The sequence below is a fragment of the Nocardiopsis sp. NPDC049922 genome, assembly GCF_040660275.1.
Classification (GTDB): domain Bacteria; phylum Actinomycetota; class Actinomycetes; order Streptosporangiales; family Streptosporangiaceae; genus Nocardiopsis.
In genome coordinates this window covers 1-19,038 of sequence record NZ_JBFAME010000011.1, presented here as the reverse complement: position 1 = coordinate 19,038, position 19,038 = coordinate 1, and the positions used below count along the sequence as shown (strand labels likewise).

At 71.2% G+C, this 19,038-nt stretch carries 18 protein-coding genes; 5 read left to right on the top strand and 13 right to left on the bottom strand.

The features are described 5' to 3' along the window. Positions 1–16: 16 nt before the first annotated feature. From AB0I72_RS20405 to AB0I72_RS20380, 6 genes are all read right to left on the bottom strand, one after another. Positions 17–382, bottom strand: a complete 366-nt coding sequence (locus AB0I72_RS20405; RefSeq protein WP_358571226.1) for a TadE/TadG family type IV pilus assembly protein — start codon at positions 380–382, stop codon at positions 17–19. 92 nt (positions 383–474) lie between these two features. Continuing rightward, entirely contained in the window at positions 475–831 is a 357-nt protein-coding gene (locus AB0I72_RS20400) for a pilus assembly protein (protein ID WP_358571223.1), read from the bottom strand. A 274-nt stretch (positions 832–1,105) separates the two neighbouring features. After that, the gene (locus AB0I72_RS20395; RefSeq protein WP_358570912.1) at positions 1,106–2,518 is read right to left on the bottom strand and encodes an AAA family ATPase; all 1,413 of its coding nucleotides are present in this window, start codon (positions 2,516–2,518) and stop codon (positions 1,106–1,108) included. Positions 2,519–2,521: 3 nt separating this feature from the next. Beyond that, entirely contained in the window at positions 2,522–3,298 is a 777-nt protein-coding gene (cpaB, locus tag AB0I72_RS20390) for a Flp pilus assembly protein CpaB (protein ID WP_358570909.1), read from the bottom strand. Between the two features lie 57 nt (positions 3,299–3,355). Next, positions 3,356–4,348, bottom strand: a complete 993-nt coding sequence (locus AB0I72_RS20385) for a hypothetical protein (protein ID WP_358570906.1) — start codon at positions 4,346–4,348, stop codon at positions 3,356–3,358. A 490-nt stretch (positions 4,349–4,838) separates the two neighbouring features. Further along, the gene (locus tag AB0I72_RS20380; RefSeq protein WP_358570903.1) at positions 4,839–5,234 is read right to left on the bottom strand and encodes a MarR family transcriptional regulator; all 396 of its coding nucleotides are present in this window, start codon (positions 5,232–5,234) and stop codon (positions 4,839–4,841) included. 87 nt (positions 5,235–5,321) lie between these two features. On the opposite strand from AB0I72_RS20380, the gene AB0I72_RS20375 reads away from it, so the two are divergent. The 3 genes from AB0I72_RS20375 (at position 5,322) to AB0I72_RS20365 (ending at position 8,559) form a co-directional block, all read left to right on the top strand. Beyond that, complete coding sequence (locus AB0I72_RS20375; RefSeq protein ID WP_358570900.1) at positions 5,322–6,830, top strand: MFS transporter; 1,509 nt, start codon at positions 5,322–5,324, stop codon at positions 6,828–6,830. Between the two features lie 91 nt (positions 6,831–6,921). Continuing rightward, positions 6,922–7,299, top strand: coding sequence for a YkvA family protein (locus AB0I72_RS20370; RefSeq protein WP_358570897.1), 378 nt, complete (start codon positions 6,922–6,924; stop codon positions 7,297–7,299). Positions 7,300–7,533: 234 nt separating this feature from the next. After that, positions 7,534–8,559, top strand: coding sequence for a hypothetical protein (locus AB0I72_RS20365; protein WP_358570894.1), 1,026 nt, complete (start codon positions 7,534–7,536; stop codon positions 8,557–8,559). A gap of 16 nt (positions 8,560–8,575) precedes the next feature. Here the strand turns inward: AB0I72_RS20365 and AB0I72_RS20360 are convergent, their stop codons facing one another. From AB0I72_RS20360 to AB0I72_RS20340, 5 genes are all read right to left on the bottom strand, one after another. Beyond that, positions 8,576–10,672 carry an acyltransferase family protein gene (locus tag AB0I72_RS20360; protein ID WP_358570891.1) on the bottom strand — a complete coding sequence of 699 codons (2,097 nt, stop codon included), beginning with the start codon at positions 10,670–10,672 and terminating at the stop codon, positions 8,576–8,578. A 173-nt stretch (positions 10,673–10,845) separates the two neighbouring features. Next, positions 10,846–11,067, bottom strand: coding sequence for a hypothetical protein (locus AB0I72_RS20355; RefSeq protein WP_358570888.1), 222 nt, complete (start codon positions 11,065–11,067; stop codon positions 10,846–10,848). Next, the gene (locus tag AB0I72_RS20350) at positions 11,064–12,047 is read right to left on the bottom strand and encodes a hypothetical protein (RefSeq protein WP_358570885.1); all 984 of its coding nucleotides are present in this window, start codon (positions 12,045–12,047) and stop codon (positions 11,064–11,066) included. The genes AB0I72_RS20355 and AB0I72_RS20350 overlap by 4 nt, the downstream gene beginning before the upstream one ends. A gap of 13 nt (positions 12,048–12,060) precedes the next feature. Further along, entirely contained in the window at positions 12,061–12,579 is a 519-nt protein-coding gene (locus AB0I72_RS20345) for a hypothetical protein (protein WP_358570882.1), read from the bottom strand. A gap of 738 nt (positions 12,580–13,317) precedes the next feature. Then, complete coding sequence (locus AB0I72_RS20340) at positions 13,318–14,601, bottom strand: acyltransferase family protein (RefSeq protein ID WP_358570879.1); 1,284 nt, start codon at positions 14,599–14,601, stop codon at positions 13,318–13,320. A 120-nt stretch (positions 14,602–14,721) separates the two neighbouring features. On the opposite strand from AB0I72_RS20340, the gene AB0I72_RS20335 reads away from it, so the two are divergent. Next, on the top strand, positions 14,722–15,888 hold the full coding sequence (locus AB0I72_RS20335; RefSeq protein ID WP_358570876.1) for a histidine kinase: 1,167 nt from the start codon (positions 14,722–14,724) through the stop codon (positions 15,886–15,888). Further along, positions 15,885–16,517 carry a response regulator transcription factor gene (locus AB0I72_RS20330; RefSeq protein WP_358570873.1) on the top strand — a complete coding sequence of 211 codons (633 nt, stop codon included), beginning with the start codon at positions 15,885–15,887 and terminating at the stop codon, positions 16,515–16,517. The genes AB0I72_RS20335 and AB0I72_RS20330 overlap by 4 nt, the downstream gene beginning before the upstream one ends. 1,074 nt (positions 16,518–17,591) lie before the next feature. Here the strand turns inward: AB0I72_RS20330 and AB0I72_RS20325 are convergent. Further along, positions 17,592–18,173, bottom strand: a complete 582-nt coding sequence (locus AB0I72_RS20325) for a hypothetical protein (protein ID WP_358570870.1) — start codon at positions 18,171–18,173, stop codon at positions 17,592–17,594. 307 nt (positions 18,174–18,480) lie between these two features. Then, positions 18,481–19,038, bottom strand: a 558-nt coding sequence (locus AB0I72_RS20320; RefSeq protein WP_358570867.1) for a GNAT family N-acetyltransferase, incomplete at its 5' end; no start/stop codon positions are given.

Below are 19,038 nucleotides of genomic sequence, written 5' to 3'. Positions count from 1 at the left end.
GCGTGCCGGGCACCAGTCAGACATTGGGCATGTCCACGCGGCGGGTGAGCGTCAGGTCGAAGCCCACGGACGAGAACACGATCGGGACCGGGTGCGAGACCTCCACGTAGTAGCCGTCGCTGTCGTTGGTGCCGCTGGTGATCGTCGCGTCGTCCAGCCACGTCGGCAGCGCCGCGCGGGCCGCCCGCTCGGCCCCGGCCAACTGTTCGGCGCCGGCCACGCGTGCCCCGGCACGGGCCGCCGACTCCAGTCGCTCGACCGCGACGAAGGCCAGGAAGACCTCGATCGCCATGACGCAGACCAGGAGCAGGATCGGGAACATGGCGGCGAACTCCAGGAGCGGTCCGCCCCGGTCGGAGTCGCGGCGGGGCCGGTCTCCCAGAACGAGGCGCCGTGCCCGCGCGGACGACGGGCCGGTGGCCGTCCCCGCGATCCGCGCGGGTGGGGGGCGCCGTGCCCGCGCGGACGCCCGGATCACGGTGTCACCCCCATGGGCTCGACCTCGGTCACGACCCGGGACTCGGCGGTGACGTCCCAGGGGCCGTCCGTCCCCGGCAGGAACACCGGCATCGCCATGGTGACCTGGGCGTACCGGGCGCCGTCCCGCTCGACGATGGCCACGGTGAGCACGTCCTCCCCGTTCCACGGGGACTGGACCCGCCGCCGGGCCTCCGCGTCGATGCGTTCGAGGTCGTCGGGGGTCACCGCCGCCTGACGGGCGGCCTCGGCCGCGCCGTGCGAGGCGTACATGGAGGTGATCCCGAGCAGCAGTACCTGCCACACCAGGGCCAGGGCCAGCATGAGGAACGGCACGACGGCGGCGAACTCCACGATGACGCCGCCGTGATCGTCACGGCGCGCGCGACCGTCCACGCCGCGACGCGGGCGCGCACCGCTCTCCGCCCTCCGTCGAACACACGCACTCTGGCGTGGGCGCGCACCGGCTTGCGTTCGGCCGTTGCTCCTGTGTTCGTCCGCACCGTGGCGCGGGTGCGCACCGGCCTCCGCCCGACGCCGTCCCCGGCGGCACCACGCGCGGTGCCGCCGGGGACGGTCGGCTTGTCCTCGACGTCGACCCCCCTGACCACCCGGGCCGACCGCTACGTCACCCACGGAACCCACCGGATCCTCCGGGCACCCCGGAGCCGGGACGGTAGCCGTTCCCCGACACCCCCGGCGGCGCCGGGTGGCCCCCGGACGGGGACCGCGCGGTGTCGGGTGTCGTGGCGTTGAGGAAGCCGGACACGTCGCGTGTGGAGGGGGAACCGTCCCTGGAGGGGCGCACGGGACGCACGGGGGCGCCTACTCCGCCGGGCTGGACGGGAACCCCGCCCTTCCCGCCGCCTGTGCCCCCGTCAGGCGCGTTGAGCAGGTTCAGCTCTCCGGCCAGGCGCGCGAACGCCCTGCGCAGCGCCTCGTCGGTGACCTTGGTCGGGTCGCCGTTGTTCTCGCCCGGCTCCAACGCGCGGTAGTTGGCCGGGACGGGGGTGCGCAGGACCCGTGTGCCCATGAGCTGCCTCAGGAAGTCCGGCTGCACCTCGTTCCTGCGGCTGTGCCGGGTGACCAGGGAGAACACGGAGTCCTGGGTGCGGATCTGCAGGCGATCCCACATCGCCATCAGTCGCTGGGCGCCGCGCATCGCCGGGACGTCCGGGGTGACGGCGACCACGGCGGTGTCGGCCAGCTCCACCGCCATGGCCGTGGCCTCGTTCATGATCGACCCGCAGTCCACGATCACCAGTTCGTAGCGGGAGCGCAGGGCCGACAGGACCCGTCGGGTGGCCCGGGCGTCGACGTCCTCACCGCGCTCTCCGTGCTCGGGGGCGAGCAGCACGTGCGGGCCGCGCGGGTCGACGTACAGGGTCTCCGACAGCATGCCCGGGGTGATGTCGTCTCCGGCGTCGACCAGGTCGCTGATCGAGCGCCGGTGCCGCAGGTTGAGGAAGGCGGGCAGGTCACCGGTCTGGAGGTCGAGGTCGACCAGGCAGACCACCCGCCCCGCCCCGGCGGACGCCATGGCCAGGTGCACCGCGCAGGTGGTGGTGCCCACCCCGCCCTTGGCTCCGCTGACCGTGACGATGCGGCCGCGCACGCCCGACGCGGGCAGGTCGAGGGAGGCCGACTCCAGATGGCGGCGGAGCGTCCGTGACCACTCGGCGGCCTTGGCCACGCGGGACTCCAGCTCGGCGATGCCGGCGTCCTCCGAGAGCACGCCGCGCGCTCCGGCCTCCATGGCGCCGGTGAACGTGTCGGGGTCCATGGTGGTGGACACGAGCAGGATCGCCAGCTGGGGGTGGCGGTGGGACAGGTCCCGTATCGCGTCGAACACCGGCGCCGGGCCCAGGTCCTGGTGGACCAGGACGACGTCGAGTTCGGGGAACTCGCCGGCCGCGTCCAGCAGGGCGGACGTGGTGGGCCGGGTGGCCACCAGATCGGCGGTGCCCAGTTCCTCGAAGCGCGCGGCCAGGACCATCTCCGCCTCGGAGTTGGGCATCCCGGCCAGGACTCGGAAGCTCAACGTCTACTCCCCCCGCGGCGCGCGCCGCTGGTTCGTCGTGGTGGTGTCGTCCTCCTGCTCCCGGGTGCCGACGATGTCGGCGAAGTCGCCGCTGCAGAACTCGGCCTCGCCCGGTGTGCCTCCGCCGTCGGGGCTGACCAGGGCCAGGCGCAGCTTGGTCGAGAAGTCCTCGGCGTAGGCGAGTTGGAGCGCGTCCTGAGGTTCCAGCCGGAAGGTCACCGGGACGACCCCGGCGACGCCGCCGGCCGCGTTCTCCTGTGTGCGCAGCTCGCCGATGTCGAGGACCTCGACCTCGGTGATGACGCGCACCGCGCACGCCTCGCCGTGGTCACGCGCCTCGAACGTGCCGTAGATGTCCACGATGGAGCCGCGCTGGACCTTGCCCGCCACGCCCGTCTCGGCGTCGACCATGATGGCGATCTCCCGTTCGCCCGTGGTCAGGGTCGGCTGGGGCATGACCATGCCGCGCTGGAGGAAGACGCCCGCCTCCATGAACGAGGCCGCGACCAGCTGCTGGTCGGAGGGGGTCTCGATCTCGCCGAGGTCGGTGATGAAGACCTCCGGATCGAAGTAGACGCTGGGCACCTGGACGCGCTCGACGGAGTCCTCGCCGATCGGCTGGTAGGCGCCCACGTCCTCCGCCAGTCGCAGTACGGTCGCGGTGTCGCCCAGCCGCTCCTGTTGGGAGGTGAGGTAGGTGAACACGGAGGCGAACACGGCGACGGCACCGATCGCCGCCACGATCATGAGGAGGACGCCTCGTCGCTGACGGGGGTTCATAGGAGTCGTTCCGTTTCCTGTGTGGTCGTGGGCGGTCCGCGCGTGCGGGGGAGGGCGCTAGCGGGAGTAGGTGCTCGGGGTGTCGGGTTGGGGCGCCTGGTCCTCGAACGGGGGCTCACCGGTGGGTCGGTTCCCCGGTGGCGGGGGGTGGTGCGTGGGCGGGGCCGAGGGTCTGGGGGACGTCTGGGGTGAGGGGGCACGGAGCGCGGTGGCGGAGCAGAACGGGCAGCGCTCCGCGGCCATGGGTTCGCCGCACCACGAGCAGGCGCTGGCGCGGATCGCGCTGGCCGCGTAGGCGAGGGCCTGGGGGTGGGCGCTCAACGCGACGAACTCGACGTACTTGCCGGTGCCCCAGTAGGTGGGGCCGAGCGGTTGGGCGGGCAGGGACCGGGTGGCCACCGGCTGGATGGCCGGGGGGAGGTGGTCGTCGAAGACTCCGGTGATCCCGGGGTCGGGGGTGGAGCACAGCAGCTGGACCGGTGGGACGGGCCGGAAGGGGAGACCGCTCGCGACGTCGGCGGGGCGTAGGCGTCCCACCCGGGGGGTGGGCGCGCAGTAGGCGAGGAAGGACACCGACGGGGCGAAGGACCCCACATGTTGCCGTAAGGACGTGGGGATGGTGGACAGGCCGGAGACGGTGCGCAGCCACGCTCCGGCCAGCACGTGCCGGGGCAGCTCCGCACAGAGCGCGGCGACCATCCCCGGGGGGAGGTAGGGGGCGAGATAGGCGAGCTGGTCGGCGATCAGGGACAGGGCCAGGGGGGAGAGATCGACGGTGATCCCGGCGACGTGGTCGGTGCGCAGGGACGCACGGGCGAAGTTGACCGCCCGTTCGGCGTCCGCGGCCTGCCAGGCGGGTAGGAGGGCGACGACCTTGCGGCCCGCCGCGACCTCCTCGCGGGCGAAGGCGACGAACGCCGCACTGCGCTCGCCGATACCGTCGCCGTGCATCGGGAACCGTCGTGCCCGGACCTCGCCCACGTGGCCCGTGCTCGGGATGTCCGCCAACAGGGCGACGGTCGTGGTCGACCGAGGTAGGGCATGGGACACTGAGCAAGCTCCATCGGTTCTGCGCATGTGGGTCCTTCGGGACGGGAGCGGCGTCCCGCGCCGAAGGTGCCACTCGGTCGCATCGTAACGAATGTGTGGGTGGGCGGGGGAGACCTCGCGTTCGCTCCGTGGGACACGGGGTGGAGGCGGGTCCGGGGACGGGAGGGCGAGCGTCGCGGGAGCGCCGGTCGGCGGATGGCGCTCCGTCGCTGGCCGAGGTGGATCGCGTCGTGGCTGATGGGGTCGGGTACCGCCGGACGCGCCACACGCGGGGTGACCGCATGTGGTCAAAGCGTAGACAAAAAGGGTGGATGCCCGCTAGCCGTTCACGGGGTGGACCCGCGTGGGGCGGGATCCTGGCGGTGTGGATGTCGGAGTGCTTTCACCTTCGAGGATGCCGCACACCGATGGCCGTCTCAACGGCCTCTCGCGATCTGTGGACAACTCCGCTCCCGGTCCGCCCACCGTGGATGTGTCCGCGGCACACGCCCTACCCCTGCGGCTGGAGTTCGCCCCTGTGCTCGGACAGGATGGCCGCGTGCGTGGGCGCGGCCTCGGCGTGGAGCCGGCGGCCCTTCTCCGTGGGGGTCACGGACACCGCGCGCCGGTCGTCGGTGCACATCGCCCGGGTGACCAGGCCGCGCTTCTCCAGTCGGGCGACGGTTCGCGAGAGCGCGCTCTGGCTCAGGTGGATGTTCGCCTGGAGTTCGTGGACGAACTGCTTGCCGCACGGGGACTTGACGAGGAGATCGAGTGTCTCGAACTCGCTGATCCCCAGGTCGTGCTGCTGGCTGAGGGCCCGTTCCAGCGCGCACGAGATGTCGTGGTAGCGGGTCATCAGCTGCCGCCACCGCTCACACAGCTCGCCGTCCGGTGTCAGGGGCATGGTCGGGATCCTAACACGCGGTGACGCTTCATGCAATGACATCTAATGCGTAGACATTAGATGCGTGTGCATGTAATGTCTCGGCACATGACCTCTCCACAGACCCACAGCACCTCCCGAACCACGCGGGACGACGAACGGTGGTCGCCCCGGCTGTGGGCGCTGCTCATCGTCCTGTCGCTCGCCCTCTTCCTCGACGGCCTCGACGTGTCGATGGTCGCCGTGGCCCTGCCCTCCATCGGGGCCGAACTCGACCTGTCCACCGCCACCCTCCAGTGGGTGATCAGCGGCTACGTCCTCGGCTTCGGAGGCTTCCTCCTGCTCGGCGGTCGCACGGCCGACCTCCTCGGCCGTCGCAGGGTGTTCCTCGTCGCCCTGGGCGTCTTCGCCCTCGCCTCCGTCGTCGGCGGCCTGGTGGACAGCGGCGCCCTGCTCGTCGCCAGCCGTTTCGTCAAGGGCATCGCGGCCGCCTTCACCGCTCCCACCGGGCTGTCCATCCTCACCACGACCTTCGCCGAGGGCCGCCAGCGCAACCGCGCCCTGTCGGTCTACACCGTCTTCGGCGCGAGCGGCTTCTCCTCCGGTCTGCTGTTCGGCGGACTGCTCATGTCCCTCGGCTGGCGCTGGACCTTCTTCTTCGGGGCTCCCTTCGCTCTGCTGGCCCTGGTCGCCGGGTTCGCCCTCATCCCCAAGGACCGTCCCGACGCCCGCGGCGGCTACGACCTCGTGGGCGCGGCCACCCTCACCGCGACCATGCTGCTGCTCGTGTACACCGTGGTCACCGCGCCCGAGACCGGATGGGGCCACCCGATCACCCTGGCGTCGTTCGTCGGCGTCGCGGCACTGCTGTCCCTGTTCGTGTGGGTCGAGCGCCGGGTCCGCTTCCCCCTGGTCCGCCTCGGCATCCTGCGCAGCGGCACGCTCGTCCGCGCCAACGTCGGCGCCGTGGCGCTGATGGGCTCCTTCATCAGCTTCCAGTTCCTGCTGACGCTCTTCCTCCAGCAGGCCCTGCAGCAGAGCCCACTCCAGATGGCGCTGTCGCTGCTCCCCGCCGGGTTGCTCGTCGCGTTCAGCGCACCGTTCGCCGACCGCCTCATCGACCGCTTCGGCACGCCCACGCTCATCGTCGGGGGCCTGGTCGCCCTGTCCGCCGGATACCTGCTGTTCCTACGGGTGGAGGCCGAGTTCTCCTACCTGCCGATGCTCCTGCCGACCGCGCTGCTGCTCGGCGTCGGCTTCGCGCTCGCCTTCCCCGCGATCAACGTGCAGGCCACCGCGGGCGTCGCGGACGACGAGCAGGGGCTGGCGGCCGGTCTCGTGCAGACCTCGGCCCAGGTGGGCGGTGCGCTCGTCCTCGCCGTCACGACCGCCACCATCGCGGTGGACCACGCGACCGGTGAGGGTGCCGGCGGCGGGGCCGCCCAGATGCTCGAACAGTTCCAGCCCGGCCTGATCTTCGTCACCTCGGTGGCCCTGGTCGGGGTGCTGATCGCCCTGTCCCCGCTGCTCGGGCGGCGTACCCGGGTCCAGGAGTCGTCCCCCTCGTCGGCTGTGGTGGAGGCCGAGGAGCCGGAGCCGCAGACGGCGGGCGTCTGAGGTCGGGGGTTCGTGGTCGAGGTCAGCGGGAACGAATCAGACGGGATTCGCGTCATATCGTGAGAAGCCCCCTTGCCGGAGGAGACGAGCGATGCGCAAGGAAAACCGTGCCGCGGCCGGAGCGGCCGCCTGGCAGGTCATCCAGAACACCGACAGCCGTATCTCCGTGTGGCGGCGCGCCGGTGCGGTGCCGAGGATGGTCGGGGCCCGGCTCAGCGGTCGGTACCCGGAACTGAGCGGAGCCAAGCTGGCGGGGATGCTGGCCCTGTTCCTGTACATCATCTCCCCGATCGACTTCCTGCCCGAACTGATGATCCCGGTGCTGGGGGTCGCAGACGACGTCGGTGTCGCGGTGTGGCTCACCACGATGCTGCTCGGCGAGAGCGAACGCTTCGTCCGCTGGGAGCGGGACAGCCAGGCCCAACAGGCCTTCCACCGCGCCAACCCGCAGGCGGCCCCGAGTCACTGAACCGACCGGCCACCGCGTGCCCGAGGGGACTCCCCCTCGGGCACGTTCGCTTTCGGGGGTTCGCCCTCGACCCGGTCACCGAGCCCCGGAGCAGCGCCGTCCCGTCGCTCGGGGGTGTTTCGTGCCCCACCGCTCTCCGACTCGGGCACACTGTCGTGAGGCGGTACCGCACCGAATCCCCCCTCGGTCACGGCTCCGCTCCCCGACGCCGCACCGCGAGAGGAGACGCACCACGTGTCCCCCGTCCTCCAACCGCGTGTCATGGCGGTCGCCGCGGTCGCCCTCGCCGTCCCCTGCGCCGTGTACCTCCTGCCACCCGTGTGGGCCGTGCTGTGGGTACCGGCCGTCCTCCTGGCCGTCGCGGTCCTGGCGCGTCCCCCGGCGGGCGCGGACGTGCTCGGCACGGGTGGCGCGGAGGGGACCGGGCCCGAAGGACGGATGTCCCCGGGTGCGGACGATGGGCGGACGCCGGGGGCCCGGGTGCGGACGGTCGCTCTGCCCAGTGCCGTCGAGGACCACCGGCTCGACTTCTCCGCGCTGGTGCACTGGCGCTGGGACGGCCACGTGGACCTGCGGTTGCGCAACCCGACCGGCCCGGCCGTGCACGCCGTGGTGACCAGGGCGGCCGAACTCGCCCGGGACGTCGACCCCGTCGACCACGGCCTGGCCGAGGCCGAACTGGGGGCGCTGCTCGCCGTCGAGCGGGCGGTCACCGGCTCCGGAATCGTCGTGTGGGCGGAGGACGTGCGCCTGCGCCCAACGGACGAGGACGCCGAGCGCCTGGGTCGGATGGCCGCCCTGCGCAAGGACCGCACGTTGCGGGAGGCCATCCGCGAGGCCGAGGAGGACCTCACCGCGCTGCTGCCCCCACCCCCGTCGACGCCGCCGACGGGCCGCGTCGCACCCGATCCGACCGACGACGCGGCCTACTACGAGGAGCTCGCGCCCTTCGACGGCCCCGACGACTCCCCGCCGCCCGGGCCGGGCGGCGACGTCGACGGCGAGGGGTACGAGAGCTACTGGTGGCCGGCCGAGGAACGCACCGGCTCCCACGCCGTCGAACAGGACGTCCAGGTGGCCATCCTCCGCGGTCTCATCGACTCCGCGCGGGACGAGGACGAGCGCGCGGTCTTCGCGCGGGACCAGGTACGTGTCCTCGAACGGGGCGGGTTCACGCAGGTCGCGAGCCGACTGCGCGGCCTGTTCCCCGAGGTCGCGGAGGCCGACGGCGACCCGCACGACCCCCCGTACCCGGGGTAGCGCGGTCCGCCGCCCCTCAGTCCAGTGCCGCGTCCACCCGCTCGCCCAGGTCCGTGCTGAGCATCCGCGAGTACGTCCCCGTCATGTGGTGGGAGTCCCGGTAGACGACCACGTTCCCGACCACGGCCGGGCACGTGCCCCGCGCACAGAAACGGTCGCTGAGATCGATGAGCGCGGCGTCGCCGTCGATCATCCGGACGGCCGTCTCCTGGGGATCGGGGAGCCGCAGCGCCTCATCCTCGGACTGGTCGCAACGGGACAGGTCGTCCGTGTTGGCCGACAGGCACTCGAGGACGTCCTCCCGCGTCCGGGGGGTGTCGCGGATCATGACCACGTCGATCCCCGCCTCGCCCACCCGGTCCCACAACCGGCTCATGCCCTCGGCCATCAGCGCCTCCGCGTCCCTTCCGGACACGTCCTCGGCGGGGTCGGCCATGGCGGACGAACTGGTGAACACCAGGTCGGGACGCAGGTCGAGCAGCTCCTCGACGACGGCGCGGTTCCAGGTCCGGCACTCCTCGTACGGACCCGAATCCCCCTGGGCGGTCATCGTGTCCGTGAACGCGCACGCGGACTTGGTGAGGACGACGAGCCGCCAGTCACGCTCCAGCGCCAGTTCCTCCAGGGCCGGGATCCACTGGGCGCTGTGCGAGTCGCCCACGACCGCGACCGTCCGCTCCGCGTCCTCGACGCCGTACACACACGAGGTGTCCGGTGAGGTCGCCTCCTGGGAGGCCTGACAACCGTCGTCGTAGACCGCGGGCAGGTCCTCGGCGGCGTCCAGCGGCGCCGGATACATCAGTTCTCCTGACGAGGGCGCCGACTGGCCGATCGCGGCCGGACCCGTGTGCACGTCGGGGTCGAAGGACACCGACCCGGAGCGCTCCACCCGCACCAGACCCACCGCGGCCACGGCGCTCACCGCCAGCAGGCCCGCCAGGGCGACGGTGAGCGCCCCGCGCCCGTCCGGTACCAGGCCGCGCTCGCGTACCGGGTCCTCCACCCAGACCTTCGTCCCCCACGCCAGCAGCAGGGACAGCGCGGCCACGAGCACGACGTCGAGCACGCCCAACCGCTCGCGCCCGGTCACCGCCAGGGTGAGGATGATCAGCGGCCAGTGCCACAGGTACAGCGAGTAGGAGATGTCGCCGACGAACCTGGCCGGCGCCGTCCCCAGCACCGCCGACGCGGCGGGCGGACCGGGGGAGTCCTCGGCGGCGATCACGGCCACCGCGCCGAGGACGGGCAGGGCCGCGGCCCACCCGGGGAAGACCGTGCCCTCGTCGTAGAGCACGGCGGCCGCCGCGATCGCGACCAGGCCCAGCCAGCCCAGCGGAAGCCGAAGCCGGACGGGCAGGCTCCCCCTGGCCAGGGCGACCGCGAGCAGCCCACCCGCCGCCAGTTCCCAGGCCCGGGTCGTGGGCAGGAAGTAGGCCGCCGCGGTGCCCTCGAGGGCCAGCAGGACCGACGTCGCCAGGGACAGGACGAACAGTGCGCCGAGAATCGCGACCAGCAGCCCCGTGGAGGCGCGCAGACGCCGCCGGGCCAGCGCCCACACCAGGAACAGCAGCGGCCAGACGACGTAGAACTGCTCCTCCACCGACAGCGACCAGAAGTGCTGCACCGGGCTGGGCGGCGCCTCGGCGGCCAGGTAGTCCACGGCCTGGTCGGCCAGGTAGAGGTTCTCGACGTAGGCGGCGGAGGCCACCAGCTGCCACGCGGTGTCGGCGAGCCGGGTGACCGGGAGGAGCACGAGCGCGGCGGCGCCCGTGGCCACCAGCACCACGGTCGAGGCGGGCAGGAGCCGTCGCACGCGCCGCACGTAGAAGCGGCGCAGCGCCACCCGGCCGTGCTCCGTGGCCTCGCGGAGCAGGAGCGAGGTGATGAGGAAGCCGGAGATCACGAAGAACACGTCGACGCCGACGTAGCCGCCCGGGAGCAGCCGCGGGTCCAGGTGGTAGACGAGGACCAGGAGCACGGCCACGGCGCGCAGCCCCTGCACCTCGGGGCGGAAGCGGCGGTCGCCCCGGGACACGGGGGGCGGGTGTTCGGCTCCGTCTCCCGGTCGGGGGGTCGTTGGTGGCGTCGCACGCCACACGAGATTCGGGCGCATTCCGTTATGTTGCCGTTGCCCGGTGGGTGGACAAAGCCGACAGGTGGGGCGTTGGCTCAACCTCAGTCCGGAGTTCACCGAATGGTCTCCCAGGGGCCGCGTTCCCTTCCCCGAGTGCGTCCGTGGGCGTCCGTCCGGGGCGTTCCTTCCGTGGTCGCCCCGATCCCCGGTGGTCAGTCGTGCCCTTCGTGGATCGCTCGCAGGAGCCTGCGGGTCTCCCTCGTCGTCTCCCGCAGTTCCTGGAACAGCGCGTTCGGCACCGCCCCCGACCGGACGTCGTGCTCCGCCAGTTCCACCAGCTCCACGGCCTCCTGGGCCGTGCGCAGGGCCGCCAGCCGATCGCGGTGGAAGAGCGTCTCGGCTAGGAGGAGCAGCGTCTCCGCCAGGAGTTTCACCGCCCGCAGTTGCCCGGAACGGTGGTGCGGTCCCCGGTACCCCTCGACCGCGACTCTCGCCAGCTCCTCCGCCTCGTTGAGCCGTCCCGCCTTCTGGAGTGACTCCGCCGCCAGTCGGTGGGCGCGGGCGTGCCACCACGTGTCCCCAGGGCGAGGAACCCCTTGGCGGCCCTCAGCATCTCCTCCTTGCCGAGTCGCCGGTCGTGGGCCATCCTCACCTGGCCCAGGACCAGGCACGTGCGCCAGCGCCCCCAGTCGTCGCCGATCCGAGTGAACTCCCGCTCCGCCTCCAGGACGAACCAGGCGTGGAGCGCGAACCCCCGCAGGCGGAGGACCTCGCCGATCTGGAGCTGGACCCTGGCCCACTGCTCGGGGACGTTCTGGGACCCCACGAGGAGGTCCTGCGCGTTGTCGAGCAGGTCGAAGGCGCGCACGTGGTGTCCCTGGAACCGGTAGACCTCGGCCAGGTTGCACAGCGCCCGGACCTGCCACCAGCGGTCCTCGTGGTCGGTGAAGATCCGCACGGCCGTCTCGATCTCGGCGCGGCCGTCGTCGAGATCGCCGCGCCGGTACAGGTTGGCCCCCGCCGCGCGGTGTGCCCGCGCGAGCCACCGGTCGTCGACGTCCTCCAGGTGGTCCAGGACGTACAGCGCGGTCAGGGCGCGTTCGTGTCCTGTGTCGTGGTCGCCCTGGCCGCTGGCGACCTCGGCGCGGTCGAGTTGGGAGATCGCGTAGGCGAGGGGGTCGCCCATCTCGAGGGCGAGCTCGGCCGCCTCCTGGGTCGCCTCCCGCATGGCTTCCCACCGGGTGTGTCCGGCCTGGCAGAGGACGGAGAAGGCACGGCGCAACCGCCATCCGTACCCGATCGCGCGCTGATGCCGACGGTGCCGCGCCCCGGTGTACCGGGACCCCTCGCCGCTCGGCCGCGTCCACCGGAAGCAGGTCTCGAAGCTCCGGTGTTCCGTGTCCAGCCAGGTCATGGGGTCGGTCTTCTCAGGAAGGCCGGACTGTTCCGGCTTCCACAAAGGCTCCGAGGGGAGGTCGGGGCGGTACAGGTCGCCGCCGAAACTCCACTGACGCGGCGCGGCACGGCGGGCGGCCTCGGTCGCGAGCCGGTCGAACGCGCGCAGGAGCCGTTCCACCGCGCGTTCGAGTTCCTCCCGTGAACCAGTCCGGGAGCTCCTCCTCCGGGACGCCGAGCCTGTGCGGACCGTTCAGCAGCAGGGTCTCGCGGACGTGGTCGTGCAGTTGGTACCGGTCGAATCCGCCCGCCTCGTACAGGTGGGTGACCAGGTGGCGCTGGCTCATCTCCAACAGGACCGGTGTGGCCTCGTCCTCGGAGACCCTCAGCAGGGCGGCGGCCGACCACGCGGTGAAGGTGGTCAGCCCGGCGCCCGCCAGGCGGTTGAGCAGGAGCCGTTCGCGCGGTGCGCAGCGTCGCAGGCTGGAGGCGAGGGAGGCGGCGATGGCCTTCGGCCCGGGCATCTCCACCCGGAGGGCGGGATCCTCCATGTGGCGGAGGACGGCGGCGGCGCTCAGACCGCGTTCCTGCGTGATCTGGCTGGCGACCAGGCAGAGGGCCTGGGGAATCCGTGGCAGGCGGCCGCGAGACCGGGCAGCGCGGCACGGTCGTCCTCGGACAGGGAACGGGGGAGGTGTTCACGCGTCGGTTGAGCAGTTCCAGGCCCTCGTCGTGCGACAGGGTGTCCAGTCGGCGGCGGAGCACGGGATGCGGGGCGTCGGGGAAACCGTCGCGGCTGGTGATGAGGACCGCGCAGCCGCGCCCGCTCTGCAGCAGCGGCTCGACCTGGGCGTAGTCCCTGGCGTTGTCGAGGACGATGAGGAGTCGGCGCTCCTCGGTCTCGGTCTTCCACAGGACGTTCAGTTCGTCCAGGGAGGTGCCCCCGGGCACACGGACACCGATCGTGGTGAGCATCTGTGTGAGGACGTCCTGGGGGCGGCGCGGTTCGCGCTGCACCGAGGCGATGGTGTCGGGGTCGCGGTATCCGTCGTCCGTGGATCCGCGCCGCGACCAACCGGATCCGCCGCGGCGCAGGGAGCGGCTGAGGCGTTGCACGAGGGCGAACCCGCCCCGCGGGGGCGGTCCGGACTGCGCGGAGCCCTCGTGCTCGGTGCCTCCGTACAGCTCGAACTCCAGTCGGCCGTCGGGGAAGCGGTCGGAGACCTCGGCGACGATCTGGGCGGTCAGTTGGCTCTTGCCGGTGCCGCCCTCACCGGTGATCGCCACGGTCAGGGGGCCGCGGTGCGTGTGCCGGGGGCGGCGGAGGAGACGGCGCCCGCCCCCGCGTGCGTCGACCCGTCGGGCTCCTCCCGGCCGACCGGGGCGATCGGATGGGGCCGGAACGGGTACCGTCTGCCGTTGAGCCACCGTCCGAGCGGGGTCGAGCGCACCAGCAGGTGATAACTCACCAGCAGCACCAGGCACGTCGCGAGGAGCACCACCCCCAGCTTGACCAGGACGGGCCAGGGCTGGTCGGCGACCAGGATCTCCCCGAGAATCAGCAGCGGCATGTGCATCAGATAGGCCCAGTACGAGGCGTCCGCGACATAGCGCACGGTCGGCCGTTCCCGGGTCAGGTGCCGCACGCACACGCCGAGGAGGCCGTAGGTCCAGGTCCATCCCGCCACCGCGATGAGCGCGGCCTCGACCGGCAGTGGAAGCGCCCACCCGTCCATGGCGAGGAGCGCCGCGGCCGTGGTGGCCACCGCCACCACCAGGTACGGGACCCAGTGACCGGACAGGCGCGGCAGAGCTGCCCCGCTGGAGTGCAGTGCCCAGCCCACCGCGAAGGCGCCCAGGTAGGGGACCAGCGAGCTCGCCTCGGGCACGATCGTCATCGGGGCATCGATGCCCCCGCCGGTGAGGTCCCCCTGGATCACGAGCCCCGCCAGATAGGGGAGTGCGGCCAGCAGCACTCCGCCCGGTGAGGACAGCACATCGCCCGCGCGTGCGACCACGCGCCGCACCCGCTCCGGGCCGAACAACCGGTGTGCGACGGCCCGGACGACCAGGGCGTTGACCACGATCTGCGTCAACGTCCAGAGGAACCACAGCTGAGCCGGGGTGAAGAGCATCAGAAGACTCTGTCCACCCGTCGCGGCGTCCGGTGCCTCCGGCGCCGGTGCACCGCGCCACGCGGTGTTGGCGATGGCCAACAGGGCCAGAGAACCCACGGACACCGGCCAGAAGACGACCGCCGGCAGCAGGATCCGTGTCACACGGTCCTTGAGGTAGCGCCACGGGCCGCGGCGCCCGAGCACCATGGCGCCGAAATATCCGGCCAGCGCCATGAACAGCACCATCCGGAACAGGTGGATCACGAAGATCGGCACGGCCACGGCGAAGGTGGGGGTGGGGTCGGTGACCACCCACGGCATTCCGGGGAGGAACGGCAACAGCGCGTGCAACACGATGCCGAGCAGGAGCGCCCCGCCTCGCAGGGCGTCGAGTCCGTGGAGGCGGACGCTCGTGTCAGCGGTCGAGCTGTCGGGGGCGACGGTGTCCTGACTCATGCCCTCGACGCTAGGGTTCGGCGCCACACGCGGGCATCAACCGACTGGACGGCGTCCATCCACCGATCGGTGGATACCGGTGAGGTGGCTCCCGCTCCAGAGGCGGGCCATAATCGCTCCATGCCTTGGCCCCCAGCCCCGATCGGATTGCTGCTGCTGTCCCATGCGGTGGCCTGGCTGCCGCCAGGGCTGCTCCCACACGAATGGCTGCTGTGGTCGGCGCTCCTGACGCTGCCGTTGATCATGATGAGGCTGGCGCTCCTCCGGTACGGGGAGAGTTCGGTCAGCGGGCTGGTACTGAAGACCGGCATCGTGTTCCACACCGTGCTGCTGCTCCTGGCCACCGCGCTCAATCCATACCTCGCCATCTACGCCTTCGTCGGCTACTTCGACGCCCGGCGCTGGTTCGACGGTGGGTGGACCGTCGCGGTCGTGGTGGCGACCAGCGTGCTCTCGGCCTTCGGGCAGGCGGGCGGACTCGCCGGGCTGTGGAGCGGGCCCTGGGTCGTGCTGGTGTTGACGCTGGTCAACCTGGTCATCTCCCAGACGATTCTGCGGCTGGAGCAGGCACGGGAGACAGAGGTGGGAAGGCGGGAACGGGTGGCTGAGGAACTCGCGGCCGCCCATCGCGGCAATCTCCGACTCCACCGGCAACTCTTGGACCAGGCCAGGGAAACCGGTGTGTCGCTGGAGCGGGCCCGGCTGTCCCGGGAGATCCACGACACGGTCGCCCAGGGGCTGGTGGCGGTGATCAGGCAGCTTCAGGCCATCCCCGACACGGAGCTCGGGGGAGTCGCCCGGCAGCGGCTCGAACTGGCGGAGGCCAGCGCGCACACCTGTCTCGACGAGGCCCGCCGGGCGGTGGTCGCCCTCGCGCCGCGCCAGCTCCAGAGCCAGGGGCTCTCCGACGCGGTGCGGGAGGAGCTGGAGCTCTGGTCGAAGCGGACGGGACTGAAGTCCGAGCTGGTGGTGGACGGCTCACCGGGCCCTGCGGCCGAGCACGACCACGTGGTGCTGCGGGTGGTGCAGGAGTCGCTGTCCAACGTGGCCAGGCATGCCGGAGACTGCCAGGTCACGGTGTCCCTGAGCTGGCCGCCGGAGATGGTCATGGTCGACGTGTACGACGACGGCGTGGGATTCGACCACGACCGCCTGGTGAAGGCACCGGACAGCCAGCGGCACGGGCTGGCGGGGATGGCGGCGAGGGTGGCCGAGGTAGCCGGACAGTGGTCGGTGGAGTCGCGCTTGGGAGAGGGGTGCACGGTCAGCGCGGTGGTGCCCCGATGAACCCCGACCCGATCACGCTGCTGGTGGTCGACGACCATCCGGTGGTCCGCGACGGCCTCATCGGGCTCCTGGACGCCCAGCCCGGCCTGGCGGTGGTGGGGGAGGCCGGGGACGGCGTGGAGGCGATCGCCATGGCCGAACACACCAAACCCGACGTGGTGGTGATGGACCTGCGGATGCCCGGCGGGTCCGGTGTGGACGCGATCCGGGAACTGCGTCGGCGGCACCCCCAGGGCTGCCGGATCCTGGTGCTCACGACCTACGACACCGACCGCGACATTCGGGAGGCGATGCGAGCCGGAGCCGATGGCTACCTGCTGAAGGACGCGGCTCGGGAAGAACTGGTCCGGGCGGTCCACGAGGTCGCCCAGGGCCGTCCGGTGCTGACGGCCGCCGCCCTGGCGGCGCTCAGCGGCCCGGTGTCGGAGGAGACCGGGTCGGTGCTCAGCCCCCGGGAGACCGAGGTGCTCCGGCTGGTGGCCACGGGCATGACCAATCGGGCCATCGCGAGCCGTCTGCGGATCGGCGAGGCGACGGTGAAGACTCACCTGCTGCACATTTACGACAAGCTCGGGGCCGTCGACCGGGCCTCGGCGGTGCACGCCGCGTCGCGTGGCGGTCTGATCTGACCCGGGGCCGACCGGTCCGGAGACGCCGGGACGGTTCCTCCGATGCACCCCCGGCAACGCGAAAGGCCCTGACCAGCGAACGTTTTCGCTGGTCAGGGCCTTGTCGGCTCTGGGGTGAGTGACGGGACTTGAACTGCGGTCGATAAGTGTTCTGACCTGCGAAAACACGAGAATCCGCAGGTTGTGGGGGAGGTGGTCCCTTGGTTGTGCCGCGTTGCCCCGCGTTCCGCTGGGAGGTGTGCACCCTCCGGGTGCACGTTCCCGGCCGATGTGGTGCACCCGCAGGGGTGCACCAGGGCACTACCGCTGCCATCGGATTGGAAGTTCGCTGGTTACGTAAAGCTACGTGTCGCTACGTACCATTTCGTGTCACCCCATCCGATCCGTAGTGCCGTCTGGGGCCGTGTGGTGCCGCTGGGTGTCGTGTCAGTCCATAACTGTGGAGCACGAAACGGGGTGGGCGGCGTCCGATGGCACCTCGCGGGGTTCTTGCCGGTCGTGGGTCGGCGGTGGTGCCCTGTCCTGGATACGGCCGCAGTACCGCGATCGGCCACCCTTTTTGAGGCGGCCTTCGCCTTCACTGCTGTTACGCCTCCGGTCGCTGAGGTGTTGCTGGGCTCTGTGACCCCCGACAGTGAGAACGTCCTGCCTCACGCTGTTCACCGGACTATGGCTGCCGCTGTACCTATCTTCTCATTCCTTCTTGAGGGGTGGCGTTGACGTCCGGCTCGTGTTCGAAGAGGTGGTCGACGGTTCCCCAGAACAGGGGTAGACACGGGTGGGGAGGGCTCTCTCCCGGTTGAGCCGGTCACCGTGGAAGGGATCTCCTCGTGGAACTCGGCAGCCTGGATGAGCGGGCACGCGGGAGCGAGGGAGCCTTTCACAGGGCCGATCCGGCAGTCGAAGCTCGTCCGGTTGGGCTGGGCTCCAAAAGGGGCTGTCGGGGTTCCAGCCATCGTCCAGAACGATGTCGATGTAAGACTTGTGCTTGGTTCTTTGTCGCGGCGAACTGCTCTGCCCGGAAAACAGCAGGTTCGGCCACTCTGTGCGGGTGGCCGAGCCTCCGCCGTACAACTACTGCTGGTGGGGATACTGGTCCCAGGAGCCGTTCTGAGGCGGTTGCTGCTTGTAGGTCTGCTGCGGGTACTGCTGGGACGGGTAGTGTCCCTGACCCACCTGCTGGTGCGGGGGGTGGGCCGCGTACTGCTGCGTGTACTCCTGGTTGGCAGCCCGCTGGTGGACCGAAAAGAACCACTGGGACATGGGCCGGTGCAGCAGAATCACCCCGGTGATGGACAGCGGGAGCAGGAACAACGCCCAGAAGGGACTGGTTCCGCTGATCAACATCATCGACTGTAGGACGATCTGGATGATGAGGACGACTTTGGCCATGGTTCGCGCCCAGGAACGGCCACGGGTGATCGGGACGGCGGTCACGGCCAGGAGCACGCCGATGAGGGTATGGGGCAGCGAGTAACCGAACGCGTACCCGGGTTCGACGTCGAACATGGGCGCGGTGGCCATGTTGATGACGAGCACGGCCAACGAGATGGCGGCGGAGATCCAGAGCACAACGGCCAGGCCCCGCACCGGCCCAGGGGCGGGGAAGCGCTCGGGATAGGTGGTCGGGCTGGGCTGTGGGGGCTGGAGTTGCATGGAGACCTTTTCAGTGGAGAGGGAGGGCGGGCCGGAGAACGGCTCGGGAGGAGCCCCGCCAGGGTCGGCTCGTGCCGTTGCCCCTCAGGACGGAACCGTCGAAGCGACACCAGAGCGTAGTTTAGTGGCCGCCCGGATACACCTCGTGTTGGATTGCCCTGGCCGCATGTGGCCGTTGCCAACGTCGTATGAAAAGTGGCTCTGACCGACTGCTGGTGATCTCTGCGTTCTGTGGAGAGGGGGGAGGTTCTGGTGCGTGCCGGGATCACCTCCCGTCACTCGGTCCGGGGCAGGGGCTCTGGGCGACCTATACCTTGCGTGTCGGTGAGCTCGGAGCCCACTCGTCGTCCAGGATCGAGTGGACGATGGAGTCGCGCCAGGCGTCCCGGGTCCACAGGTGCCGACGGATCCGTCCTTCCTCCACCATTCCGGCCCTGAGCATGACGCGCTCGGAGGCATGGTTCTCCGGTGACCGCGCACCCCAGATCCGTTTGAGCCCCAGATCCTCGAAGCCGAACCGGAGCAAAAGTCCGACGAGCTCGTCGCCCAGCCCCTGCCCCCACATGTCGGGCCGGAGGGCGAACCCGATCTGCGCGCTGTGGGGGCGCTCGTCCACCCCCAGGCGGGCGCTGCCGACCAGACGGTCCTGGCGCGCGACAGCGAGCATGTACACGCTCCTGTCCTCCCGCTCGGCGTCGGCGACCGCGGCCTCGATGATGGCGGCGCACTGCTCCTTCGTGCGCGGTGTGAACGACAGGTGCCGGACGGCCTCCGGGTCGCCGTAGACCCGGAGCAGGTCGTCGACGTCGGCAGGGCGCAGTTCGCGGAGGGTGAGCCTGTCACTGGAGAGTTCGACGGGGCGCAT